Annotated in this window: 22 protein-coding genes; 14 read left to right on the plus strand and 8 right to left on the minus strand. The window is 68.0% G+C overall.

The annotated features are described in order from the left end of the window. Positions 1 to 180 precede the first annotated feature (180 nt). Together ACIPSE_RS31810 and ACIPSE_RS31815 are read right to left on the minus strand one after the other, a co-directional pair. On the minus strand, positions 181 to 891 hold the full coding sequence (locus ACIPSE_RS31810; RefSeq protein WP_401669331.1) for an anti-sigma factor: 711 nt from the start codon (positions 889 to 891) through the stop codon (positions 181 to 183). After that, positions 888 to 1,448, minus strand: a complete 561-nt coding sequence (locus tag ACIPSE_RS31815; protein ID WP_401669333.1) for a sigma-70 family RNA polymerase sigma factor — start codon at positions 1,446 to 1,448, stop codon at positions 888 to 890. Before ACIPSE_RS31815 ends, ACIPSE_RS31810 begins: the two co-directional genes overlap by 4 nt. 530 nt (positions 1,449 to 1,978) lie before the next feature. On the opposite strand from ACIPSE_RS31815, the gene ACIPSE_RS31820 reads away from it, so the two are divergent. From ACIPSE_RS31820 to ACIPSE_RS31835, 4 genes are all read left to right on the plus strand, one after another. Next, positions 1,979 to 3,145 carry a peptidoglycan recognition family protein gene (locus ACIPSE_RS31820; protein ID WP_401669336.1) on the plus strand — a complete coding sequence of 389 codons (1,167 nt, stop codon included), beginning with the start codon at positions 1,979 to 1,981 and terminating at the stop codon, positions 3,143 to 3,145. Positions 3,146 to 3,257: 112 nt separating this feature from the next. Further along, the gene (locus ACIPSE_RS31825) at positions 3,258 to 3,902 is read left to right on the plus strand and encodes a hypothetical protein (protein ID WP_401669339.1); all 645 of its coding nucleotides are present in this window, start codon (positions 3,258 to 3,260) and stop codon (positions 3,900 to 3,902) included. 106 nt (positions 3,903 to 4,008) lie between these two features. Beyond that, a complete protein-coding gene (locus tag ACIPSE_RS31830) occupies positions 4,009 to 5,265 on the plus strand; it encodes a glycosyltransferase family 4 protein (RefSeq protein WP_401669341.1) in 1,257 nt (418 codons plus the stop codon). Positions 5,266 to 5,441: 176 nt separating this feature from the next. After that, entirely contained in the window at positions 5,442 to 6,155 is a 714-nt protein-coding gene (locus tag ACIPSE_RS31835) for a hypothetical protein (RefSeq protein WP_401669343.1), read from the plus strand. Positions 6,156 to 6,255: 100 nt separating this feature from the next. Here ACIPSE_RS31835 and ACIPSE_RS31840 read toward each other — a convergent pair whose 3' ends face one another. Beyond that, on the minus strand, positions 6,256 to 6,627 hold the full coding sequence (locus tag ACIPSE_RS31840) for a hypothetical protein (protein WP_401669346.1): 372 nt from the start codon (positions 6,625 to 6,627) through the stop codon (positions 6,256 to 6,258). Between the two features lie 289 nt (positions 6,628 to 6,916). Continuing rightward, entirely contained in the window at positions 6,917 to 7,444 is a 528-nt protein-coding gene (locus tag ACIPSE_RS31845; protein WP_401669347.1) for a peptidase inhibitor family I36 protein, read from the minus strand. 510 nt (positions 7,445 to 7,954) lie between these two features. Between ACIPSE_RS31845 and ACIPSE_RS31850 the strand changes: the two genes are divergently transcribed. Continuing rightward, on the plus strand, positions 7,955 to 9,289 hold the full coding sequence (locus ACIPSE_RS31850) for a hypothetical protein (RefSeq protein ID WP_401669973.1): 1,335 nt from the start codon (positions 7,955 to 7,957) through the stop codon (positions 9,287 to 9,289). A gap of 60 nt (positions 9,290 to 9,349) precedes the next feature. Here ACIPSE_RS31850 and ACIPSE_RS31855 read toward each other — a convergent pair whose 3' ends face one another. Continuing rightward, on the minus strand, positions 9,350 to 9,919 hold the full coding sequence (locus tag ACIPSE_RS31855; protein WP_401669350.1) for a TetR/AcrR family transcriptional regulator: 570 nt from the start codon (positions 9,917 to 9,919) through the stop codon (positions 9,350 to 9,352). A gap of 372 nt (positions 9,920 to 10,291) precedes the next feature. On the opposite strand from ACIPSE_RS31855, the gene ACIPSE_RS31860 reads away from it, so the two are divergent. The 7 genes from ACIPSE_RS31860 (at position 10,292) to ACIPSE_RS31890 (ending at position 19,892) form a co-directional block, all read left to right on the plus strand. Then, positions 10,292 to 13,186: a BTAD domain-containing putative transcriptional regulator gene (locus tag ACIPSE_RS31860; RefSeq protein ID WP_401669353.1), complete on the plus strand. Its 2,895-nt coding sequence runs from the start codon at positions 10,292 to 10,294 to the stop codon at positions 13,184 to 13,186. A 380-nt stretch (positions 13,187 to 13,566) separates the two neighbouring features. Beyond that, the gene (locus ACIPSE_RS31865; protein WP_401669356.1) at positions 13,567 to 14,229 is read left to right on the plus strand and encodes a hydrolase; all 663 of its coding nucleotides are present in this window, start codon (positions 13,567 to 13,569) and stop codon (positions 14,227 to 14,229) included. 196 nt (positions 14,230 to 14,425) lie between these two features. Beyond that, the gene (locus ACIPSE_RS31870) at positions 14,426 to 15,046 is read left to right on the plus strand and encodes a YoaK family protein (RefSeq protein WP_401669359.1); all 621 of its coding nucleotides are present in this window, start codon (positions 14,426 to 14,428) and stop codon (positions 15,044 to 15,046) included. Positions 15,047 to 15,181: 135 nt separating this feature from the next. Next, positions 15,182 to 17,071: an amidohydrolase gene (locus ACIPSE_RS31875; RefSeq protein WP_401669361.1), complete on the plus strand. Its 1,890-nt coding sequence runs from the start codon at positions 15,182 to 15,184 to the stop codon at positions 17,069 to 17,071. Positions 17,072 to 17,290: 219 nt separating this feature from the next. After that, a complete protein-coding gene (locus ACIPSE_RS31880) occupies positions 17,291 to 18,247 on the plus strand; it encodes an alpha/beta fold hydrolase (RefSeq protein ID WP_401669364.1) in 957 nt (318 codons plus the stop codon). Then, positions 18,228 to 19,067: an MIP/aquaporin family protein gene (locus ACIPSE_RS31885; protein WP_401669366.1), complete on the plus strand. Its 840-nt coding sequence runs from the start codon at positions 18,228 to 18,230 to the stop codon at positions 19,065 to 19,067. The genes ACIPSE_RS31880 and ACIPSE_RS31885 overlap by 20 nt, the downstream gene beginning before the upstream one ends. 96 nt (positions 19,068 to 19,163) lie before the next feature. Then, entirely contained in the window at positions 19,164 to 19,892 is a 729-nt protein-coding gene (locus tag ACIPSE_RS31890) for a pyridoxamine 5'-phosphate oxidase family protein (RefSeq protein ID WP_401669369.1), read from the plus strand. A 152-nt stretch (positions 19,893 to 20,044) separates the two neighbouring features. On the opposite strand, the gene ACIPSE_RS31895 is transcribed toward ACIPSE_RS31890, so the two are convergent. From ACIPSE_RS31895 to ACIPSE_RS31905, 3 genes are all read right to left on the minus strand, one after another. Further along, positions 20,045 to 20,860 (minus strand): alpha/beta hydrolase, encoded by an 816-nt coding sequence (locus ACIPSE_RS31895; RefSeq protein ID WP_401669372.1) that lies wholly within the window; start codon positions 20,858 to 20,860, stop codon positions 20,045 to 20,047. 119 nt (positions 20,861 to 20,979) lie between these two features. Beyond that, entirely contained in the window at positions 20,980 to 21,654 is a 675-nt protein-coding gene (locus ACIPSE_RS31900; RefSeq protein ID WP_401669374.1) for a peptidase inhibitor family I36 protein, read from the minus strand. 53 nt (positions 21,655 to 21,707) lie between these two features. Further along, positions 21,708 to 22,148, minus strand: a complete 441-nt coding sequence (locus ACIPSE_RS31905) for a helix-turn-helix transcriptional regulator (RefSeq protein ID WP_401669376.1) — start codon at positions 22,146 to 22,148, stop codon at positions 21,708 to 21,710. A 436-nt stretch (positions 22,149 to 22,584) separates the two neighbouring features. Here ACIPSE_RS31905 and ACIPSE_RS31910 point away from each other — a divergent pair, with 436 nt between their 5' ends. Next, positions 22,585 to 22,860, plus strand: a complete 276-nt coding sequence (locus ACIPSE_RS31910) for a hypothetical protein (protein ID WP_401669378.1) — start codon at positions 22,585 to 22,587, stop codon at positions 22,858 to 22,860. A gap of 268 nt (positions 22,861 to 23,128) precedes the next feature. After that, on the plus strand, positions 23,129 to 24,883 hold the full coding sequence (locus ACIPSE_RS31915) for an ABC transporter ATP-binding protein (RefSeq protein WP_401669381.1): 1,755 nt from the start codon (positions 23,129 to 23,131) through the stop codon (positions 24,881 to 24,883). Positions 24,884 to 24,943: the final 60 nt, after the last annotated feature.

The following is a 24,943-nucleotide window of genomic DNA, read 5'->3' on the forward strand; positions in this document are numbered from 1 at the left end:
TGACGGGCGCCGCTCCGTCGCCCCCCCCCCCACCCTCGCCCCCCCCCGCGGAGTGCCCGTGACCCCCCCCTAAGCCCCCCCCGGCCCGCCGCCCGCGGGCCCCCCCCGCCACTGGTCCGTATGTATTCCGGCACCGCCCTGATGACGGAGGCGAGGCTGCCGGTGCCCGGGCTCCGGGTTTCAGGTCATGACCTCCACGTACTGCTTGCCGTTGTCGTTCTCGACGATCACGGACTCCACCTGGTCCAGGGGAACAGCCGCGAAGCCGGAGAGATCCAGGCCCGCGGTCCCCGCGGCGCCTTTCTTCTCTCCCACCACCCAGCTGCCGGCGATCTCGCGCTCACCCGACTTCGAGCGGACGACCAGCAGGCACTTCTCACCCGGCCGAAGGCCGCCCACGGTGGCGTCGACCCGGACCCAGCCCGCAGCGGGTACCAGGCTGACCTTCATCTTCGCCTGCGTCTTCGGGTCCGTTGCGGAACCCGTCCACGCCGCCTCGCCGGGGTCTTCCGCGGACCGGGAGGCGAGTGTGTCGGACGGGGTGTTCGCCTGGCCCACGACGTATCCGCCCCCGAGGAGAGCGGTCACCATGGCCGCGGCGGCCAGGCTGACCACGACCCCCCTGCGACGGCGGTCCACCGCGTCCTCGGCGCGCACCTGCCGCAGCGTCCGCTGCAGCATGAGCTCGCCGTCCTCGGGCGGGCCGTCGAGGAAGAACTCGGGCGGCACCTCGCCGAGTTCGGCCTCCAGGGCCTTCAGATCAGCCAGCTCCACTTGGCATACCTCGCACGCCTCGATCTGCTCTTCGAGCCGGGATCGCTCGTCGGCATCGAGAAGACCCAGCGCATGAGCACCGAGGAGTACGTCATGGGAGTGCTCCTGCGTCGTCACACTGCCACCTTTCGAAGCTGAACGTCACTGCCGGGCTTGCCCACGTACACCTTACGGAGGGCCTTGAGGGCATGGTGGGCACGGGACTTGACCGTACCCTCCGGAATGCCGAGTCGAACGGCGGCCTCCGCCGCGCTGCGCCCGTGATAGTAGACCTCCATCAACACGTTTCTCTGATCGGGTTTCAACTGGGCCAGTGCCTCCATGAGAACCACCGACTCCACCACGTTCTCCGCGTGGTCCGGCTGTACCGAGACCGTCGCCTCGCTCTCACCGACCTCGGTCGGGCGTGCGGCCTTCGCCCGGTAGCGATCCGCCACGAGATTGCGCGTGACGGTGATCAACCAGCCGCGCAGGGATCCCTGGGGGTCGTTGACGACCTCCGGATGGCGCCAGGCACGTATCAACGTCTCCTGCACGATGTCCTCCGCGATCAGCCTGTCCCCCGTCAGGCGCGTCGCGTATGCCAGCAACGCTTTGCCGTGCTCGACGTACAGAGCCCTGATGACCGCTTCATGACTTGTGGCCTTTGTGGCACGTGGCCGCAGGATCGCCATTCACTGTCTCCCATGTTTCCCCGCTGGTTTGACAGACACATCGAGTAATCCGGCTCTGGGGTTCAACTGCTGTCGGTGACATGGATCACTCGTCAACTTCCGTGTTGGCACTGCCGGTTACGCACGACGGCGGTATCCGGAGAGATCGACGGTGAGCCCGTGGCGGGTCCTCCGTCGGCTGGTACGGACAGCACCGTGGCCCGCCTCCGTCGGTGCGGGACGGAGACGGGCCACGGGCGTTCGGACCGGGCGGGGGTGCCCGGTCCGAAGGCGGATGCCGAGGAGGCTTGCCACAGCCGCTGCGGGGGTTCAGCCAGGGACTCACCTCGTCAGGCCCGGCATCCATGCGCTACTACGGCCACCGGGCGCGAGCAGTTCGATTGCGGTCCGAGCTGGCCTGAACGAATCCATATGGCCGAATCCCGATGGCGCGGCCTCGCGTCCGGCAGCCCACCGAACCGGAGTGAACTCACCTTCCGCACCGCGCCGTAGGTGTCGGTACATGGCAGCCGATCCTGACGGAGCGCATCGTGAACCACACATCTCCCCGACGCCGGCCCACGATGGCGCGCGGCTCTCTCTCCTCCCGTCGGCACTTCCTCACCGTCCTGGCGGCGGCTTCCGGGCTGCCCCTACTCGGGGCGTGCGGCACCGCCCTCGGCGGAACGGCGCCCCCGGCCCGGCGGGGTCCGGCGGACAGCCCGTCACCCCGGGTCCGGATCTCACAGGTGACGTCACCGGGGCGCAAGGCGAACCGGACCTCCTTCCCGATCACCGCCGTGTCCCTCACCTGGTCGGGTTCCCCGCGCGGAGTGCGGCTGAGGCTGATCGACCGCGGTGGCACGCCGGGTGGCTGGCGGGACGTCACCGCGGGATGTCCGTGCGCCAAGGACGCCGCCACTCTGCGCACCGCATCGGCCGGACCGCCGCACCGGGCGCTGGTACCGGGCCGTGGCAGTTACGGCTACCAGCTGGACTTCGACGCCGGGGTGAAGATCATCGAGGCGATCGCGATCGACTCCGGCAAGCTCGAAGGAACGAGTCCCTCCCCTTCAGCCACAGCGTCGGGCACCGCCTTTCCGCCGCCGGGGCTGGTGCGCAGGGCGGACTGGGGTGCCGACGAAGCGAAGCGCCTGACCGCGACCGGCCAGGAGTCGTCACCCACCCGGTTCTCGCGGGTGCAGGCCATCACCGTCCACCACACCGCCACACCCTCGGACGATCCGGACCCGGCTGCCACCGTGCGCGCCATCTACGAACAGCACGCCGTCTCCAACGACTGGGGCGACATCGGCTACCACTTTCTGATTGACCGGCAAGGTGCTGTCTATGAAGGCCGGTTCAGCGGAAAGGACGGCATTCCCGCGCACAACGCGGACAACGAGGTCGTGACCGCGTTCCACACCTTCGGCTTCAACCCCGGAAACATCGGCATCGCCCTGCTCGGGGACTTCGCCAAGGAAGAGCCCTCGCAGCCGATGCGCGACTCCCTGGTACGGCTGACCGCGTCCCTCGCCGCACGCCACGGGCTCGACCCACTGGCCAAGGTCACCTACCTCAGCCCCACCAGCGGCAAGTCGACCGAGGGCCCTGCCCTCGGGGGGCACCGGGACTGGACATCCACCGAATGCCCCGGCTCCAACACCTACCTGGACCTGCCGGAGGTACGCGAGCGAGCCGCCCGGCTCATCCGGTGACACTGCGTCGTGAACACAGTGCGGCTGTCACGACGTGGAACCGGCCGACCACACAGCTCGGCACACCTTCGGAAAGAGATCGGCAATGACGCCCCCGCCAAACGATCGCCTCTTGGGAATCCTGGCCCAGTTCTACGACTACGCGATCAGTCACCAGGTCGAGATCGAAGACACTCCAGAGGCGATGATCCCGCTCGTCTCGGCAGCTTCCGGTGTCGGCTTAGAGGAGACCTGGCGGCATCTGCCGGAAGCCGTAGCCCTCGCCCAGGCCGCATCCCCACCCCCGGTCATCGCCAACCACCGCAAGTGGATTGGATGGGCCGACTACTACAGGCAGCACCCACCACAGCCTCACTCAGAGGAGGATGCATGGTCCAAATCGGTCTGGCAATATGAGGCTCCATTCCACGCCGGCCTCGCACATGCACTCTCCCGAGCTGCCGCCTCGCCGCAGAACCCGGCAGCCTCTCCCTCGTGGACCCAGGCCTGGGATCTCAGGCAGCACATACGGTCAACGACCGCACAGGACGCCGAGCCGCGCCGCCGGCTTCCTCCTTCCCAACCACACCTGAGCGTCGACCAGCACGCAGGGATTCGCGCCGCGGCCCATCGGGTGCCGCTTCCTGACTTGGATCAGACAGTGTTCAAGGGCTCCCTGCAGCTTTCCGGCATGGAGCTGGATCCGATGAATCCTCTGCCCCAGCGCCTCCCTGAAGGCATGTCAGACAGGGCGGGAACGGCCCGTCGGTCGGCATGAGTCACAGCCGGGACGTCAGGCACGTCCGCCTCCTCACCGCACAGCACACCTCACCACCACACCTTCGAACAGACCGTCTCCGGGGGAGCCGAGCGCAATGCGCGCCATGAAGATCTCATTCCTCATCCACAACGCCTATGGAATCGGAGGAACCATCACCACCACGTTCAATCTCGCCCGAGCACTCGCCGACCACCACGACGTGGAGATCATCTCCGCGCTCCGGCACAGGGAACGACCGAACCTGACGCTCGACCCACGTGTCACCCTGCGTCCCCTCGTGGATCTGCGACACGAGAAGGACGACCCGCGCCACCTGACACCCGCAACGGTCTTCCCCTCGTCGGAGTACCGCTATCAGCAGTACAGCGCCCTCACCGACGCGCGCATAGGCGAGGCGCTGGCATCGCTCGACGCCGACGTCGTCGTGGGAACCCGCCCCGGTCTCAACGTGCACCTGGCCCTTCAGGCTCCCGCGCGAACCGTACGCGTGGGTCAGGAACACCTGACGCTCGGCAACCACCCTCCGAGGCTGCGTTCAACGCTGCGGCGGGTGTATCCGCGCCTGGACGCGGTCACCACCGTCACCGAGGCCGACGCGTCCGCCTACCGTCGCAGGATGCGGCTGCCGGGCGTACGGGTGGAGGCCCTGCCCAACAGCGTCCCCGACCCCGTTCTCCCACCGTCGGACGGTCGGGAGCGTCTCGTCGTGGCGGCCGGCCGGCTGGTCCCGGTGAAACGATTCGACCTGCTGATCGAGGCGTTCGCCGCAGTGGCCGCCGAGCACCCCGACTGGACGTTGCGCATCTACGGCAAGGGCGAGGAGCATCAGCGGCTGCGCGCGCTCGTCGACCGGCTGGGGCTGTACAACAACGTCTTCCTGATGGGGGCGGTGACCCCGATGGAAGCCGAGTGGGTCAAGGGCTCGATCGCGGTGGCCACCTCCAACTTCGAGCCGTTCGGCATGACCATCGTGGAGGCCATGCGCTGTGGCCTGCCCGTCGTGAGCACCGACTGCGCCTACGGCCCCGGTGAGATCATCACGCCCGGCCAGGACGGCCGTCTCGTCCCCGTCGGTGACCGCGCCGCCCTGTCCGCCGCCCTGCTGGACCTCGTACGTGACGACGGGCTGCGCCGCCGGATGGGCGTCGCGGCGCGGCAGAACGCGCGGCGTTACGCTCCCGCGCCGGTGGTGGCCCAGGCGGAGCGGCTGTTCGAGGACCTGCTGGAGGCCCGCGCCGACGACCGCAGGCGGACGGACCGTGCGGACCACACCCTGGTCAGCGCCGGGCACGCGCTCAGGGACACTGCCCTCGTCGCGGCGAGCAATGTCGTGAGAACCATACGAAAGGCCCGACGATGACGGATCACAGCCACGGCGACATGAACGGCTCCAGCCGGCCTGCGGATCCGGCCGATCCGACCGATGGCCCTCGTGCGGACGTGTCCATGGACGCGGACGGACGGTTCGTCCTGGACGTGCGGTCGTCGCCGCCCGACGACGGGACACGCCCCCGGCTCCTTCTGAGGCGGCGCCCGGTGAAGGGAAAGCCTCAGCACGGCAGCCGGCTCGTCGCACTCGAACCGGCGGGAGGAAACCAGTGGCGAGGGGTGCTGGAAAGCGACCCGCCTCTGGAGGAGGGCCGCTGGGACACCTGCCTCGTGGGTGCCGCGGAGGAGGACCGCACTGCCCTGCTGCCGGGTCTGCGCGATCTGCGCGCGCTGGTGTCGGGCGGGGAGGCCGAGCACTCCGCTCCGCTGGCGGTCCGTGTCCCGTACGTCACCAAGGACGGGCGTCTCGCCGTGCGCGCCTGGTACCGCGCCGTTCACGCCGAGGCGGGCCGGATCGTCGTCGAGGACGACGTCATCTCCGTGACGGCACGTCTGCTCGGCGCCCAGTTCGGGGACGGCGCGGCGGTGTCCCTGAGACGCCGGGGCCCCGGCGCCGTCGCACGACGGATCCCACTGCGGCCCGGCGCGAAGGGGGACTTCGTCTTCACCATGAACTGCCGGGAGTTCACGGCGGACAGCGCGGGTCCCGGCCCGGGGACGGAGGTCGCGGTGTGGGACGTCTACGTCCATCCGGACGCCGACGCTCCACGTGTCAGGGTGGCGCGGCTGCTCGACGATCTCGCCGACCGCAAGCCGGTCTTCGTCTACCCGACAGCCGTAGGGGACGGGGTGACGGCACGCCCGTACTACACGGTGGACAACGACCTTTCCGTGGAGGTCGCCAGTGCGTCCGGTCCCTGAGTGTCCAGGCCGTCGCAGCCGCCGTACCCCTGCCAGGGACGGCGGGCGGGCACGTCAGCCGATGGTGGCGGCGTGTGCCGCCGGTGGTCGGGTCCGTTCATCATGCCGGCGCAGGTGTCGCCGATCCGGTGGCCGCTTCGTCGGCCGTCCCACCGGTGAAGGCCAGGACCCCGTGCACACGGTGCAGTGGATGGACGTTCCTGTCTCGCCCGCCGAAAGACTCCAGGAGTCCGTACCCGGCGACGAGCGCGACCTCATGGCCTCCGTACGACTCCAGATTGAGCACCGCCGCCTCCAGCTGGCCGATCTCGTCGACGAGCAACGGGATCACATCCGCGTCCCGCAGTGCTGCCCAACCTGACCGGGCGTACAGCTCAGGCAGCAGGACGGTACCGCTCGCGTTGGCGATCACGTCCTGGTCGGCGTCGCTCAGGCTCATCAGCTGCGCGTACGCGTGATCCACGACGGCCATGAGCGTCCTGAGCTCCGCGAACGAGACAGCGATCGCGTCCTGCGGCTCGAGCGCCGGCGGCTCCTGTGCTGCTTCAGGGCCGCGCCGGTGCGTCCCCAGACCCCGAATTCCTGTCATTTTTCCCATGTTCCGTCACCCATGTCCGATGCCCCATGCCCCATGTCACGAGCGGTACAGGCGTAGCGAGAGCCGTCAGGAGGCGGACGGCCGGTCCGGTCGGAGTCAAGTCCGACCGGACCGACAGAAGACGCCTGCCGAAGGGCAAGAAGGAGAATGCCGATCGATCCCGCTAGGAGGGCTTGACGGCGCAGTAGGAGCTCGTCACGTCGTTGAACTCACCGGAATTGCTGGCGATTTCACCATTGCCATGAAAGACCGTGAAGATCTTCGCACGGAGGTCAGCCTGCGCCGAATGCGGCTCGATGACGATGTAGCGCCCACCGTTGTTCGTGCTCTCGTAGAGGCGAATCGGTTCCGAAGAATTGTTCACCGCGGATGACACGGCGTCATTCGCGGCACCAAGGAAAAGCAGGCGGAGATCCGCGAAGCAGTCCCCCTCCGGCAGGTCGATCTTCCCCTTGTGGTCGACATTCGTGTACAGGCAGACCGGTTCCGTCAGCGCACAGTCATCGACCAGGACGGCGGGAGCAACCGACGACTCAGGCAGCGCAGTTGCGTCGGGTCCGTCCTTGACAGAGATATTCGACGGTTCGTTCCCGCCGCCGGCACTGTCGCTCCCCTGACTGCCGCACGCAGAGAGCGTCAGACAGAAAGCCATGGCCGCGATTCCAGTCACGATGTTACGAGTGCTAGGCACGTCATCTCCTCAATCAACAAACGGCTATTGACCGCGCATTCCGAGCTTGTATGCCTCTGACACGGCCCTCATCCGCGTTTGAGTTCTGCACGAAGAGCGCCGATGCGGAACCGTTACCAAAGCCGTCGTGCCTCGGGAGGTGTGAGTCGACAGGAACGCCTTGGACGCCCTGGAAGCGGCGGACCATCACGAAAGTGCGCGCCTCCGGACCGAGTTGAACTCAACAGCGCCCTCGCCCGTCGTCTGCGATGCAGAGGGCTGTCCGGTGTTCTGCGCTCACGTCGGATCTCAGCCCTGGATCCCAGCCGATGACACCGACAGAGCCGAGCATCACTGACGAGAGGCACGACCTTGACGGAGACGACCGAGCGCAGAGCTGACACCAGCGTGACCGGGCGTCACACCCCCAGGACCTCCGTCCGCGCCCTGACACGGTGTGCCGACGCCCATCTCCTGGCCATCACGGCAACCCTGTTCGCCCTCGCCCAAGTCCTGCTGGTGCACCCGGAGATGGGGCTCGGCTGGGACGAGGCCGTGTACGTCAGCCAGGTCAGCTCCCACGCCCCGCCGGCCTTCTTCAGCGCACCGCGTGCCCGCGGTATCTCCCTTCTCGTCGCGCCCATCACGTCCTGGTCGTCGTCCACCTCGGTGCTACGTGTCTACCTCGCGGTCCTGTCGGGAGCTGGCCTCTTCCTGGCGTTCCGTGCCTGGCGCACCGCGTTCCCGACGCGGGTGCCGGCCGTGGGCGCAGCACTCTTCAGCACGCTGTGGGTGACCCTGTTCTACGGCCCCCAGGCGATGCCCAACTACTGGGTCGCCATCGGTGCTCTGGCCGGAGCGGGCTACTTCGCGCGTACGCGATCGGCTGTCGTCGACCGGAGAGCGCTCTGGGGAGTGGCGGGGAGCGCGGCGCTGATCGCGTGGATGCGGCCGACGGACGCGGTCTGGTGGAGCCTCCCGCTGTTCGCGCTGATGATGACCGCGCGGAGGTGGCGGCAGCCACGGCTGTTCGCCGCACTCGCGGGAGGTCTGCTGTCAGGCGCCGTCGAATGGGTCGTGGAGGCATACGTCGACTACGGCGGCTTGGGGAACCGTCTCGCGGAGGCGGCCCGGATCCAGGGCGGCCTGGGATGGAACATCGCCGTGGGCGATCAACTGCGCAGCCTCGGTGGGCGTACGCTCTGCCGCCCCTGCACCGGAGAGATACCGACTCTCGCGGTGACGGGCTGGTGGCTCCTCCTTCCCCTGCTCGCCGTGCTGGGGCTGGTGACGGCGATCAGGCTCGGACGCGCGACGAGTACCTCGATACTCCTCGCCTGTGCCGCGACATCCGGCATTCCGTACCTCTTCATGATCGGGTACGCCGCGCCCCGCTTTCTCCTGCCCTTCTACGCCCTGCTCGCGCTACCTGTCGCGGATGCGCTCGCACACCTGCCGCGCACGGTGAACCGGGCGTGGCGGCCCGTCGTCGTGGCGCTGGTGGGCGTGGGTCTCACCGGACACCTGGCGGTGCAGTACCTGGTTCTGGAGAGAACCGTCCAGCGCACCACGGCCGCCCATCGCGAATGGGCCAGGACCGCGGACGAGTTGCACCGTGCGGGCGTGCGCGCTCCGTGCATGCTGGCGGGGTACCAGGCCCTCCCCACCGCTTTCTACGCCGGATGCTCCTCCGCCGCCACCTCCGGCCACAACGCGAACAGCACACCCGGCGCCATCGTGAGGGCCACCAGGTGGACACACGTGGCCGTCATCGTGGCGCCGGGAGAGAAGCCACCGGGTTACGCCCGCTCCTGGCAGGCACACCGCATGGGTGAGCTCCGTGCGTACATTGCGCCGACCGGCTGAGCCGACGGCCGGGCGCGCTGCCCGGTGGCCTGCGGCTCCTGAGCGGTCGTGACGGCCGCGTCAGCCCTTCAGAATGGCGGCCGCGACCCGCTCCACCAGCCACTTCGTCGCACGCTCCACACCCCAGCCGAACGTCTCCACGGCGAGGACGAACTGCGGGTTGCGGAAGTGGAAGAAGATGATGCGCGCCGCGTCCTCGTTCGAGAGCCCTTCGGCGAGGTCACCCAGGTCGGCGATCCCCACGACGATCGTCTCCAGTGCCTCGATGTGACGTTCGTCGGCGATGTCGAGGAACTCCTGGGCGACCGGCGAACTGGGGGCGGCGCGCTCGACGATGCGCATGATGTCGCCGGCTTCCGCGGCGTGGGCGGCATACCCTTCGGCCAGGACCTCCAGCTTGGTACGCCCCGTGGGCGCGGCTGCCGCGTCGGAGATGATCCGGCCCACCGTCGGGCTCGTCGTCCACATGTCCATCAGCGTCTTCAGCAGGCCCTCCTTGCCTCCGCACTGGGCATAGACAGTGGCCGGGGAGACGCGTGCCTCGCGCGCGATCCTGTCGACCGTGGTCTGCGCGTAACCGGGCTCCAGGTACAGCTTCCGCGCAGCCCTGACAACGTCCTGCCGCGTCATCTGGGCATACTCGTCACGACGGCTCGGTGCTTGGCCTGGCAACGTCTCTCCTCGTCCCGGTGGCTGCTCATGTCGCTGGATCAGTGCGGCCGAATGCTCTCACAGGGTTCCGGGCGGCACCGCAGGCGCGCGCCGACTCCACCGAGGGGAGACGTTGGCTCGCGCCTCCTCCCGGCGCACCGGTCCACGCCTCGCGCGACGCCGGGCAGGCAACAGCACTGGTCCGGCTCGTGGTTCGCGGAGTGCGGCGGGCTGCCGCAACTGCCGTAGGCAGTCAGGCGCGCGACTAGACTCTGGAAGCCATCCGTGCGTCTGCCCCGGTGAGCGGCCCTCAGTGTCGGCTGGGACGCACGTCGCCTGGGGAGGAGACCGGTGCAGGAGCGGTTGCGGTTCTCGGTTCTCGGACCGGTCAGGGCGTGGCGCGGTGAGGCCGAGGTCGAACTCGGGCCGCCTCAGCAGCGGGCGGTCCTGGTGGTGCTGCTGCTCGCGGAGGGCTCGCAGGTACCGGCGGGCCGGCTGGTCGACGCGGTGTGGGGACCCGCGGCACCTGCCTCCGCTCTCACCATTGTGCGGGGCTACATCCACCGGTTGCGGAAGTCGCTGGGGCCCGGCGGGGACACCTCGTCGACCATGATCCGTTCCACGGGGGACGGCTACCAGCTCCAGGTGTCGCCGGGCGACGTCGACCTGAGCACGTTCCAGGAGCTGCTGGCCCTGGCCGAGAAGGCCCGCGGTGCGGGGGACACCGAAGGCGTGGCGGCATACCTGCGTGACGCGGTCGGTCTGTGGCGGGGAGTTCCCCTGGCGGGCGTCCGGGGCGCATACGCGCAAAGCCAGCAGCAGCGCCTGGGCGAGATGCGCCGGTCCGCACAGGTGGCCCGCTTCGTCGCCGAACTCGACCTGGGCGCCCATGCGCAGACAGCCGGAGAGCTGGCCGCACTGGTCGCCGAGGATCCTCTGGACGAGCGGCTCAGGGAGCTGCTGATGCTCGCCCTGTACCGGTCAGGGCGGCAGGCCGCGGCCCTTGCCGTCTATCGCGAGACACAGACACTGCTCGCGGACGAGCTGGGGGTCGATCCCGGCCCGGAGCTGCAGACGATGTACCAGCGCGTTCTTCGGGCCGATGCCGGACTACTGGCTCCGGCGGCCCCGGCGGAACCTGCTGCCCCGCTCCCCGTTCCTGCACCGGCCGTTCCCGCTCAACTGCCCACCGGACTGGCGTCCTTCGTCGGTCGCCGAGCGGAACTGGCCGAGGTGTCCGCACTGCCTTCCAGCGGAGCGGTGGTGATCAGCGCCATCGCGGGCATGGCTGGCGTCGGCAAGACCACGTTCGCAGTGCACTGGGCACGACAGGTCGCCGACCGTTTTCCCGACGGACAGCTGTATCTGAATCTGCGCGGCTTCGACCCGGCCGGCCTTCCTGTTCCGCCGGAGCACGCCCTTCGAACGCTGCTGGAGTCCCTGGGCGCGGACGCGAACGGCCTGACGCAGGACGTCGACACGCTCGCGACCCGATACCGCACACTGCTCACCGGAAAGCGCGTACTCCTGCTGCTGGACAACGCCCGCGATGCCGCACAGGTGCGCCCTCTGCTGCCCGGAGCACCCGGCTCTCTGGTCATCGTCACCAGCCGCAACCAGCTCACCGGACTGGTCGCAGTGAACGGCGCCCACTCCCTCAACCTCGGCCTGCTGTCCCTGGAGGAGGCCCGTGAACTGCTCGCCCACCGCCTGGGAGAGGCGCGCATCACGGCCGAACCGGACGCCGTCCAGGAGATCATCGCGCGGTGCGCCCGGCTGCCGCTCGCGCTGGCCATCACCGCGGCTCGCGCGGTGACCCGACCGGTCATCTCGCTGGCGTCGATCGCGGCCGAACTCAGCGACAGCGCCGAGGGCCTGGACGCGTTCCACGGCGACGACACCGCCGACGTACGTGCCGTCTTCTCCTGGTCGTACCACGCCCTCACTGCCGACGCCGCCCGTCTGTTCCGGCTGCTCGCTCTGCACCCGGGCCCCGACATCAGCCTGCCCGCCGCCGCCAGCCTGGTGGGCCTCACGGTCCCCCGCACCCGGCGACTGCTCGGCGAGCTCGTGCAGGCCCACCTCGTGGGTGAGGCCGTCCCAGGCCGCTATGCCTCCCACGACCTGCTCCGCACCTACGCCACCGAGTTGATCGAAACCGTCGAACCACCGGAGCAGGCGCGGGCTGCCCGGCTTCGGATGTTCGACCACTACCTGCACACCGCCCACGAGGCGGCCGCACTGACCACGTCGCGTGCGCTGATTTCCCTCGCGCCCGCGGTCGAGGGAGCGGGTGCCGAGAACCTCGGCGACGACGCCGGGAGGGCGACGGCATGGTTCGCCGCCGAGGAGGCGGTTCTCCTGGCGGTCGTCAAGGAGGCCGCCGCCCGCCGCGAGGATGCCCACACCTGGCGACTCTCCTGGGCCATCGGCCACTATCTCCACCTGCGTGGCCTGTGGCGAGAGCAGGAGGGTGTGCACCTCGCGGCCATGGACGCGGCGCGCAGACTCGGCGACCGGACCGCCCAGGGACACGTGCACAACGGTCTCACCCTCGCCACGGGAAATCTGGGCCGCTTCGACGACGCGCGCGTCCACGCCGAGAGCGCCGTCGAACTGTTCACCGAGTCGAGCGGCATGAGAGCGTACGCGGACAGCTACTACAACCTGGCCTGGGTCAGGGTGCGCCAAGGCGATCCGCAGGCCGCGCTCGGCGCCGTACAGCAGTCGCTCGCACTGTTCCGGGACTGCGTCCGCGAGCTCGGCGGCGACGACAGACGCGGCCAGCGGGCCGTAGCGACAGCGCTCAACGCGGTCGGCTGGTGCCACACTCTGCTCGGGCAGCACCAAGAGGCCCTCGACCACTGCCGGCAGGCACTGGCCCTGCAACAGGAACTCGAGCACGACGCCGGTACGGCGGACACCTGGGACAGCATCGGTCATGCCCTCCACCATCTCGGGCAGTACGACGAAGCCGTGGCCGCCTATCACCACGCGCTCGCTCTCTACCGGCAGCTCGATGCCCCCCGGCTCCGGGCCATCACGCTCATGCACCTCGGTGACACCTACGTGAGCGCCGGCCGGCCCGACGCGGCACGAGCCGAGTGGACCGAGGCCCTCCACGCGATGAACCAGCTCGGCGACGCCGATGCCGAGCGCATCGCGGAGCCCGTCCTGCACCGGTTGCACCGACTCGACGGACCCACCGATGGTCCAGGGACGGACACGGAACTCACCGACGCATAGGCCGACTTCGCCGCGGAAACCGACGGTCGCGCGCTCTCGGCCGGATCGGTCCAGCACGGGCAGCACCGCAGGCCCGACGTTCGACACGGGCCAGGACACCCCTCCTGTCAACGCCGGTCGACCGTCCGCGCCGTCCACCGGTTCCCACTCCCGGCGGACGCGGTCAGGCACGTATGCGCGGGGCGGTCCAGGATTCCTTCACACTCCGTCCACTGCGCGCGCCTAAGTTCTCGGCCCAGGCAGGGCGAGTGGGCACCTGGTCGGTGGCTCACGACCGGCACCGCACACGGCCCGGCCTTTGCCACACACCCCTCACATGCCGTCAGGGCATCCACCGGCTCGGCCGGTCCATGGCCGAGCCACGCCAGAAGGAATCTCACATGTTCGATATCGCGAATGTCCATGCCGCCCCCAGCGCGAACCTGCTGACTCCCGACAACTCCCTGATGCTGTTCGTCGATCATCAGCCGCAGATGTTCTTCGGCGCCGGCAACGGAGACCGCACCGCCGTCATCAACGCCACCGTGGGACTGGCGAAGGCGGCGACGGTGTTCGACATCCCCGTGGTCCTCACCACCGTGGCCGCGGAGTCGTTCTCCGGCCCGATGATGCCGCAGCTGGTCGAGGTCTTCCCGGACCAGCGGATCCTGGACCGCACCACGATGAACCCGTGGGAGGAGAACGCGGTCGTCGAAGCGGTCAAGGCCAGCGGCCGCAAGAAGATCATCATTGCGGGTCTGTGGACCGAGGTGTGCATCGTCCTCCCGGCGCTGTCCGCTCTCGAACAGGGCTATGAGGTCTACGTGGTGGCCGACGCCTCCGCCGGTGTCACCGCGCAGGCCCACGAGCACGCCATCCAGCGCATGATCGGCGCCGGCGCGGTCCCGGTGACCTGGCTCCAGGTGCTGCTCGAACTCCAGCGCGACTGGGGGCGCGAGAAGACCTACGGTCCCGTCACGGACATCGTCAAGGAGCACGGCGGCGCCTACGGACTGGGCCTGGTCTATGCCCAGGCGATGAACGGTGACCACGCCGCGGGCTGACCCGCCCACCGGGTGCCGGCCCCCGCGGCCGGCACCCGGCTCCAGGCCGGCAACGCCTGTTCGGGCTGACCGGCCCGGCCCTGAACCGAACGCACTGTCAGGAACCAGGGAATCGACTGTGCAATCCCCCCGATCCGCCCCTTCACCCTCCCCCTCCCCCTCGGCAGGCGGTCGTGAGCCGCTGCTGGCGCCGCTCATGACCGTGACGGCCGTGAGCGGTCTGATCGACGCGATCAGCTATCTGGGCCTGGGACATGTCTTCACCGCGAACATGACCGGCAATGTGGTCGTCATCGGGTTCGCGGCAGCGGGCGCCCCCGGTTTCTCCGTTCTCGGCTCACTGGTGTCGCTGGCCGCCTTCCTGACCGGCGCAGTGATCGCCGGGCGCCTGGAAGGCGTCATGCGGGCCCGGACACCCAGCGCCCGGCTGCGCCGGATCCTGGGCCTGGAGGCGATGCTGCTGGCCGCGAGCACCGCCATCGCCTGCACCACCAGCGAGTCGGTCCACCCTCTGATCGCCCTGACCGCACTGGCGATGGGGCTGCGCAACGCGACGGTACGCAGACTTGCCGTACCGGATGTGACCACGACGGTCCTCACACTCACCCTGACCGGCCTGGCGTCGGACTCCACCTGGGCGGGCGGCACCAATCCGCGGCTGGGCCGTCGCCTGGCCTCCGTGCTGGCGATGCTGACGGGCGCGTCGGTCGGCGCCGTGCTGGTGCGGCACACCGGACTGGGCTGGCCCCTGCTGCTCAGCACCCTGGGCACGACCGCTGCCGCGCTGACGCTCCCGCGCCGCGCATCGACCCGCTGAGCCGTCCCCCGACGGGCACCTCCACCCACTGTCCCCGCGCTTCTCGCGGCTTGCTCCTCGCTCCTCGCTTGCCGCTCTTCGCCTCTCGCGCTCTCGCGCTCTCGTGCTCCCGCACTCTCGAACGGAGAAACTCCGATGGCCACCATGCCTGTGGCAGGGCTTCCACCTGTCAGCGCCGACCATGTCGCCGACCTCGTGATCCGCAACGCCAAGATCTACACCGGTGACCCGGCGCGTCCGCACGCCGACGCCGTCGCGATCAAGGACGGCAGGGTCACCGTGCTGGGCGACGACGCGGATGTCGCTCCGCTCATCAGCGCCCGGACACGGGTGGTCGACGCCTTGGGCCGGCGCGCCGTCCCTGGCCTCAACGACTCCCATCTGCACGTGATCCGGGGTGGCCTCAACTACGTCCTGGAGCTGCGCTGGGACGGTGTTCCGACCCTGCGGCAGGCTTTGGCGATGCTGCGCGAGCAGGCTGCTCGCACGCCGAAGGGACAGTGGGTCCGGGTGGTCGGAGGCTGGTCGGCCGACCAGTTCGCCGAGCGGCGGCTGCCGACTCTCAGCGAGCTCAACGCCGCCGCCCCGGAAACACCGGTGTTCGTCCTGCATCTCTACCAGTCCGCTCTCATGAACCGGGCCGCGCTGGAGGCCGCCGGCTACACCGAGTCCACCCCCGACCCCCGAGGCGGCCACATGGTGCGGGGCCGTGACGGCAAGCCGACCGGCATGCTGCTGGCCGCGCCCAGCGCCCTGATCCTGTACTCCACCCTGGCCGCCGCACCGACGCTGAACGGTGAGGACCTCAAGACGTCCACCCGGCACTTCCTGCGAGAACTGAACCGGTTCGGTCTCACCTCGGCCATCGACGCGGCCGGCGGCGCCCAGGACTTCCCCGAGAACTACGGCACCATCATCGATCTCGCCAGAGACGGCCAGTTGTCGCTGCGCATCGCCTACCACCTGTTCCCGCAAACCCCGGGACAGGAGATCGACGACCTGCGGCGCTGGATCACCATGATCGAACCCGGAGACGGCGACGAGTGGCTTCGGTTCAACGGCGCCGGAGAGAACCTGACCTGGTCGGCAGCCGACTTCGAGAACTTCGCCCAGCCCCGGCCGGAACTGGCCACGGACTACGAGAGGGACTTCGAGGAAGCGGTACGGCTGCTCCTTGAGCACGGTTGGGGCTTCCGCCTGCACGCCACCTACGACGAGACCATCCGCCGCGACCTGAACGTCTTCGAGAATCTCGCCGGCGAGGGGCTGTTCCAGGGAAGGGTCCCTTGGCTGTTCGACCATGCCGAGACCGTCTCCCGGGACAGTCTGGACCGCATCGCCGCGCTCGGAGGCGGCCTGTCGGTCCAGAACCGTATGTCCTTCCAGGGAGAGGCGTTCGTGCGCCGCTACGGCGCCGCGGCCGCCGCCGAAGCGCCACCGGTACGAGCCATGCTGGAACGAGGTCTGACCGTCGGCGCCGGGACGGACGCCACACGTGTGTCCTCCTACAACCCCTGGGTCGCACTGCACTGGCTCGTCACCGGCCGGACCGTCGGGAACCTGACGATCCGTCCGCCCGAGAACCGCGTCAGCCGCGAAACGGCCCTGACCATGTACACGAAGGCCGGCGCCCAGCTCACCGGGGAGCAGGACGTCAAGGGCGTGCTCAAGCCCGGGTACTACGGCGACCTGGCCCTCCTGTCCGACGACTACTTCACCGTCCCCGAGCAGGACATCCCGCACATCGAATCCGTGCTGACCGTCGCGGGAGGCCGCATCGTCTACGCCTCGGCCGAGTACGAGGGAATGGACGAGGCGATCCCGTCGATTCAGCCGGCTTGGAGCCCTGTAGCGCACTTCGGGGGCTACCAGGCCACTGTGCCGCCCGGCATCGCCGGCGCGCGCCAGGCCGAACTTCTGGGACAGGCGGTGACCGAATCCGAACAGCACCGCCAGTGGCGGGCCGGGAGAGGGCTGGCCTCCGACACTCCGCACGCGGTCTTCGACCCGTGCTTCGTTCTGTGACGGACGAAGACGAACATCCGGTCAGGACATGCGCTGTCAGAAATTCACGGCGTGTCCCTCGATGAGCTGTCACCACCGGCCCGGACAAGCGGACGTGACTGCCGCCCTGATCCACAGATCGGACACTGGCCGTCCACTGCGGCGGCCTAGCTTCGAAGCCGAAGCACGGCACGTCATGCGAACGAATCCCCGCTCGCCTCACACCTGAAAGAGGAAACCGTGACGCCAGACATCTCGGTGAAGCATCGCTTCACCACCGTCCGTGGACGCAAGGTCTTCTATCGCGAGGCAGGGGATCCGACCGCTCCGGTCATTGTGCTCCTGCATGGCTTTCCTGCCTCGTCCCACATGTTCCGGAACCTGATCCCCGAACTCGCGGATCACTATCATGTCATCGCCCCGGACCACCTCGGGTTCGGTTTCTCGGACGCGCCTGCCGTCGATGACTTCGAGTACTCCTTCGAGAATCTCGCGTCCATCACCCTCGATCTGATCGACCAACTCGACCTCCGGACGTTCGCCCTGTACATCCAGGACTACGGAGCCCCCATCGGGCTCCGTATCGCCAGCCGGAACCCGGAACGAGTGACAGCACTGCTCGTCCAGTCAGGCAACGCCTACCTGGAAGGCTTCACATCCTTCGCCGACATCCTGATCGCCTACACCCAGGACCGCGCGGCGAACGAAGTGGGTGCACGCGAATACCTGACGCTCGAAAAGACGCGCTGGCAGTACACGCACGGCGTCCCGGCAGATCGACTGGACCGCATCGCCCCGGAGTCATGGACCCTCGACCAGGCGTTGCTGGACCGTCCCGGAAACAAGGAGATCCAGCTCCAGCTGTTCTGGGACTACCAGTTCAACATCCGTCTCTATCCGGAGTTCCAGGAGTATTTCCGGAAGCACCAACCCCCGACGCTGCTCACCTGGGGACAGAACGACGAGGTCTTCGGCGTCGCCGGCGCACACGCCTACGCGAAAGACCTGCCCGATTCGGAGATCCATCTCCTGGACGCCGGCCACTTCGCCCTCGAATCCCACGGGCCTGAGATCGCCGCTCTGATCCTCGACTTCATGGGACGACTACCTCTCGCGAAGCGCCGGCATTCCGATGCATCCACACCCTCTGGTGCGCACTCCGCGATGGAGGGACTCGATGCAGAGGCACGCGGCTGAAACGTCGAGCGTCGCCGAGGACACAGGTCCCCGACAGGTGCCCCTCACGCCAAGGGTCATCGTGGGACACAGTGCTCTGGAGGCGCTGCTGTCCTTCCTCCTGCTGTTCGGAGCCATCAGCGTCACCCGATGGGTGATGGGAACATCCCCGATCTCAAGCAGGGTCGCAGAAGTCCAGTGGCGGCTGGTGATCATCGGCCTGAGCGTGGGACTCATCGTCTCCCTGCTCATCCTGAGCCGGCCGGGCCGGATCAGCGGCGGGCACATGAATCCAGCAATCTCCCTGGCGATGTGGCGCTTTGGCGTGTTTCCCGGCCGTCTGCTCCTCCCCTACTTCCTGGCACAGTTCGCCGGATCCGTAGCGGGAGTCGCTGCCGCCCGCTCCGCATGGGGAACCGCCGTCGCGGATCCTCCGGTGAGCTTCGGCGTGCTCCAACCGGCACCCGGTTGGTCGGCCGTAGGACTGTTCACCGTCGAAGCGCTCAGCACGGGCATCCTGATCTGTGCCATCGGGTATTTCCTGCAGTCGCCTCGCCTCGCGCCTCTGGTCCCGTGGCTGGCAGGACTCCTGATCGGAGTGGCAATCGTGCTGCTCGGTGATGTCACAGGCGCCTCGATGAACCCGGTACGGCAGTTCGGCCCGGCTCTGTTCTCCGGTCGGCAGTCACTTCTCTGGGCGTACCTGGTCGCCCCAATGGCGGGCGCCTTCGCGGCGACTTCCCTGCTGGAGGCCAGGCGAAGGCACAGTGGCGTCCTGACCCATCGGCTGTGCGGCACGCAGGAGAACGGCCGCCTCGTATCCGCTCACCGAGAAGCGTAGGAATCAGCTCGCAGAAGGGCGCTTCGAAGCGCTCCCCCGCACAGCAGCACAAGACACTCGGAGCGAACACGATGATCGCTCCTCCCAGGAGGACGGATGAGCCGGAACTACAGTTCGCTCGCATTCACCGAACCGGTCGTCGACGCGCAGGTCCAGTACGGCAGCCGCACCGCTGTCGGCCGCAAGGGTCCGCGTCTCTCCAGCGCGAGGGATGCGGGCTTCGACGCGGCGGCGGACACGGTCGCGGGCCCACACCCTGAGCCCGGAATCGGCGAGGTTGACGCCTCCGCCCTGATCCGGGACCCCCTGGGCCCCGCCGAACAGGACTTCATCGCTGAACAGGACGGCTTCTATCTGGCCACGGTCGCCGCCGGCGGATGGCCGTACGTGCAGTTCCGCGGCGGACCGGCGGGTTTTGTGACGACACCCGACGCGCACACCCTCGCCTGGTCCGACTTCCGGGGGAACCGTCAGTACATCAGCACCGGCAACATGGCACACGACCCGCGCGTGTCCCTCATCTTCCTGGACTATGCCCATCAGGTGCGCCTCAAGATCTTCGGAGTCGCGACCATCAACGACGTGCGCCGTCAGGAACCGCCGGCGAGCGCGTCCGCTCTCGGCGGATACCGGGCGATCATCGAGCGTGAGGTCCGGGTAGAGGTCAAAGCCTTCGACTGGAACTGCCCTCAACACATCACTCCTCGCTACACAACGGAGGAGGTCCGGACACTGGTTCAGCCGCTGAGGGACCGGATCGAGGCTCTCGAGGCGGAGACCGAACGTCTGCGCCGTGCCCAGGGGCCCAGCGACACCGACCGGTAGTCCAGGGGCAACAGGCGGGTACCACAGGACTCTTGGCTTCGCGTCCTCACATCCGGTGCACCGGTGGGACGTTGGGCTGTTCGACATCGCATCCGACAGCCCCGCGGGGCCCGCCGTCGCTCAGGACGGCGAGCCCTCAGCGGTGGTGACCGTCACGGCTTGAGACCCTGCACTTCTAGCCAGCTGAGCGTGTCCTCGGCGAGGTCGCGCCAGCCGCGGTCGAACGGAGCGCTGTGTCCCCGGTCGTCGTAGGTACGAAGATCCACCTGCGCACCGCCGCGTACGTAGAGCTTGTGGGCGCCCTGCACGACAACGGCCGGCACGGTGTGGTCCTGTCCGGCGGCGATCAGCAGCAGGGGACCACGGTCGCCACGTCGGGTATCGACTCCGGTGGGCGAGGTGCGTCGGAGGTTGGCGGTGGAGGCCTCGAACAGCGGACGCCCCGGAGAGGGGATCGTGAGATCACGGAAGAGCTCATCGGACTCGCCCCGGGAGATCGCGTTGCCGAACGAGTACGCGAACTGGTTCTCCGTGAGCGCCACGGTCCTACGCTTGTTGGCGGGACTCTTGAGCACCGGGAAACTTGAGCGCAGCAAGCTGAGGGGAACGGCTCGGACCCCCTTGATCGGAGCCGGTGAGATACCCACGGCGGCCGCGGCCAGACCACGGTCCAGCAACTTCTGCGCGACCAACCCTCCGAACGAGTGGCCCACCACGATCGGTGCGTCGGGCAGGCCTTCGATGACCCGTGCGTAGGCGTCGGTGACATCCTCGACGCCGATGTCCAGGACGCGGCCGGGGTCGGCACGTGTCTCGGAGACGGTGGTGCCGTCGCCCGGCCAGTTCGGCGCGAGGGTGTCGTAGCCACGCTCACCGAAGAGCTGCTGCCAGGGAAGCCACGAGACGGAGTGGATCCACAGACCATGGATGAAGACAACGGGCGTAGTCATTGATTCGACCTCGTTCACTGAAGATACCGAAGAGGCAGTCGTCCTTGACGCTCTGTGATCAAGAAGCTAGCTGTACACGGTGGACGAAGAGTGAATGAACCCTGGATCGCCGTGTCTGGACCGGGACGGTCGGTCTCTTAGCTGGCAAGCATCGAGGTGATCACGTCATTGACTCCCCATTCGGCCAGGTTGGAGTTGGAGGAATGGGCGGCAACCTTGATGCCTCCCCCCTTCCAGCCGGCATCCACGAAGAATTCCGCATCCTTTTCCGAATTGTTGACTATGCTCGACGCCTGATCACCCACCTGAGTGCCGTCAGAGAAGAGCACATCTCTCGGAGATGCCTGATCACCTTCCTTGCGGAACTGATGGGCTATGGATGCGAATCCCTGAGTGTCCAACGTGGCGACAGGCCCCTTGAAGTCAGCCTCCTTGTAGAAGCAGATGGCACCGCTCAAGCAGCCGTGTTCATCTTCGTACCTGGGCGTGATGATGTCGTCTCTCCGGCATTCCGGCAGCTTGGGCACGATCTCGTCGTCCGAAGGTGCGGGGTTGACGGTCGAGACGTCCTGAACGGGCCCCTCCTCGCCTTCGGGCACCACCGGTTCAATCGTCCCGGCATCGCACACGGAGATCCGCTTGCCCTCTCCGATCACGTCACTCGAGTCCGCGTCCGCCCCTCTCTTGTCCACTCCTGCGCTCACACTGCTCTCAGTCGCTCCGGTCTCGTCACCCCCCGCGCCACATGCGGTGACGGCCAACGCGATACTCAGGGTGAACGCGGCCGGAAGCATCTTATGCATCGAATTCATATCTTTCCTCGTCAAGGTCTCAATTTTTCGTACGAGCCACATACCGGACCACATCACCGAGCCGCTTCCAGCCTCAGTTTTTCGGGGCTCAAAGCCTCCGAATTCCTGAGATAGACGGCAGGAGTGACACCATAAAGTGATTTGAATTTCCTGATAAAATGACTCGCGTCTGAAAAAAACCATCTTGCGGCTATTTCAGACACCAGGCCCACGTCGCCGGAATTCAACAAATCATCGTGCGCCTTCTGTAACCGCCGCCTACGCACAAACGACATGACCGAGTAACCCGACGCCGAGAACGAGCGATGCAGCGTTCGAAGGGACACTCCGAGCGTTCGCGCTATGAGGGAAGGCGTCAGATCCGGATCCAACAGTCTCGCCTCGATGACGGATATCGCTTCGCTCGATAAGTCTCGCGTCGCGGGGTCGGCTGCACCGGGAACAGCGTATGGCCGGATCCCGATGAGTTCGCCTGTCCCAGTTGACTCTGCCATACCGTCCTCCGTCGATGAGTGTGCTTCACTGCCTGGGTCGCTGGAATCCAGAAACACCCGGAAGATATCGACGGGTGCTTTCGCTGCTGTCTACGTCTCTCCACGTGAGTCAGTTCAAAAAACTTCCTCCCGCGCAGACCTCGCCTCCACAGCCGCTCGTAGCCCTTCCCGCATGTGCATGTGCCCAGCAGAGCCGGACACGACGTCATCGCCGGACGAGTTGCTCTGTGCTCGTGGAGCAGCCACTTGAGGGTGCCCCGGTCCGTTCACCGTGGTCATGCTCCATCGAGCGGTACTGACCGCCCAGTTCACGACGGAGTCATGTATGTCTGACCCACGATGAGCGCTTCGGCCACCGCACTCGCACCCCCGCATGACCCGAATCGGCGCGGGAGCCGTTACCTCTGTCATGTACCGCATGCACTGGACAGAAGTCATGGAGCTGCTGCTCCGCCGCCGCGTGGCCGCCTCTCGAGACAGCCATCTCTCCCTCGTCGCCTCAGCGCACGACTGGCAGCGGGCCCGAGCCGCTGCGCATGCAGCGGTCTGGCACGCAGTGCGTCGACACAAACGTGTGGTCCTCGTATCGGACGTGATGCGGCAGGCTGAGGAACAGTTCATGCTGCAGTTGCCGGTCCACATGGCCGCAGTCGTCCTCAGGGAGCGCCTCGCATCGCATCGCGGGCTGATGTCCGACGTGACAGACCACTGAGTTCGTACGGATCTGCGTTCCAGGGACGGCTCGACGGCATGCGACGCGGGTCTCAGCCGGCCTCGGCAGGCCAGGGCGTCGGTTCTCCGGGAGCAGAGCAACCCTCAGCCTCACACCTCCTGACGCGATCTCCACTGTGCCGCTGGCACCCCGGGCCATCGAGTCCAGCGATCCACTCAACAAGCACCGACCCCATGAAAGGCATGGCCCAGTGACCCACGCAGCGGCACCCCTGGGGACAGCCCCCGCATCCGGCGGAGTCCAGGCGATGAACCCGCCGGGCAAAGCGGGCGGCCGGTCGGTGTTCCGGCTGCTGCTCTCCTACGTACGGCCGCACCGCTGGACGTTGCTGACGGGCACCCTGCTGTCGCTGGTGTCAGGAGCGGCCGCGCTACTGCTGCCGCTGGTGGCGCGAGGACTCATCGACGATCTCGCTCACGACCGGTCCATCACCGGCAAGTTGCTGGCGATGGCGGCGCTGGTGGTCGCCGACGCTGTCATGGCCGGGCTGGGCGGCTACGTGCTGCGGCGTGCCGCGGAGTCGGTGGTCCTCGGGGCACGGCGCGCACTGTCGTCGTACCTGCTACGGCTGCGGATCGCCGCCATGGACCGCGTCGAACCCGGCGATCTGATGGCTCGGATCACCTCGGACACGACACTGCTGCGCGAGGTCACCACGGATTCCCTGGTCGCGCTGGGCACCGGCGGAATCACCCTCGTCGCGACCTTGGTGATGATGGGCGTGGTCGACCCGGTGCTTCTGGCGGTCACTCTGGTGGTGATGACGGGGACAGGCGCGGTGCTGGGCACGCTCGTGCCGCGTATCAACCGGGCCAGCCGCCGGGCTCAGGACGCGGTGGGCGTGATGGGCGCCTCGCTGGAACGGGTTCTCGGGGTACTGCGGACGGTGAAGGCGTCGGGCGCCGAACATCGCGAGGAACGGGTCCTGCACGAGGCCGCCGAGGAATCCTGGCGGCAGAGCGTACGGGCCGCCAAGTGGGTGACCGCGGCGGGCAACACCGCGGGCCTGGCGATGCAGTTGGCCTTCATCACGGTGCTGGCGGTGGGTGGGGCACGGGTGGCGACGGGTGCCATCGAAGTGAGCACACTCGTGGCGTTCCTGCTGTACGTCTTCTACCTGTTGTCGCCGATCCAGCAGGTCGTCGGGGCGGTCACCCAGTACCAGACCGGTGCCGCGGCGCTGGAACGGATCGACGAGGCGCTGCGGCTTCCGTCGGAACCCGCGGCTGAGCCGGTGGAGTTGCCGGCCTCCGACGCGGGTCCGCTCTCGGTCGTGTTCGACAACGTCCACTTCCGGTACGCCGTTGACCAGCCGTACGTCCATGACGGGGTGGGCTTCGCGGTGCCGGCCCGTGGCATGACGGCCTTCGTCGGCCCGTCCGGGTCGGGTAAGAGCACGGTGTTCTCCCTGATCGAGCGGTTCTACGATCCTGAGTCCGGGACAGTGTTCCTGGACGGACGACCGCTCCCTGACTGGGAGTTGCCGCGGCTCAGGGCCGCGATCGCCTACGTGGAGCAGGACGCACCAGTGCTGTCCGGTTCCCTGCGGGACAATCTGCTGCTGGGTAACCCGGGCGCGGATGAGAGCGCGGTGCGGCGGGTGCTGGTCAGGACGCGGCTGGACCGTCTTGTCGCACGGTTGCCGCAGGGCCTGGAGACGCCGGTCGGACACCGGGGGACGAAGCTGTCCGGCGGGGAACGACAACGCCTGGCGATCGCCCGGGCGTTGCTGCGCCGCCCCAGGCTGCTCCTGTTGGACGAGGCGACGTCTCAACTGGACGCGGTCAACGAGGCGGCGCTGCGGGACACAGTCGCCGACGTCGCACGGTCGACCACGGTCCTGGTGGTCGCGCACCGGCTGTCGACGGTGACCATGGCAGACCGGATCGTCGTCATGGACTCGGGCTGGGTGCGCTCAGTGGGCACGCACGGGGAACTCGTGGAGGGCGATCCGCTGTACGCGGAGCTGGCGGCGACCCAGCTCCTCATATCGGCACGCTGAGCGCCGGCGGGCACGCCCTGGGAAGACGTCCGGGTCAGGCCTCGGATTACTGAGCGACTC

The sequence above is a fragment of the Streptomyces sp. NPDC090106 genome, from assembly GCF_044747265.1.
Classification (GTDB): domain Bacteria; phylum Actinomycetota; class Actinomycetes; order Streptomycetales; family Streptomycetaceae; genus Streptomyces.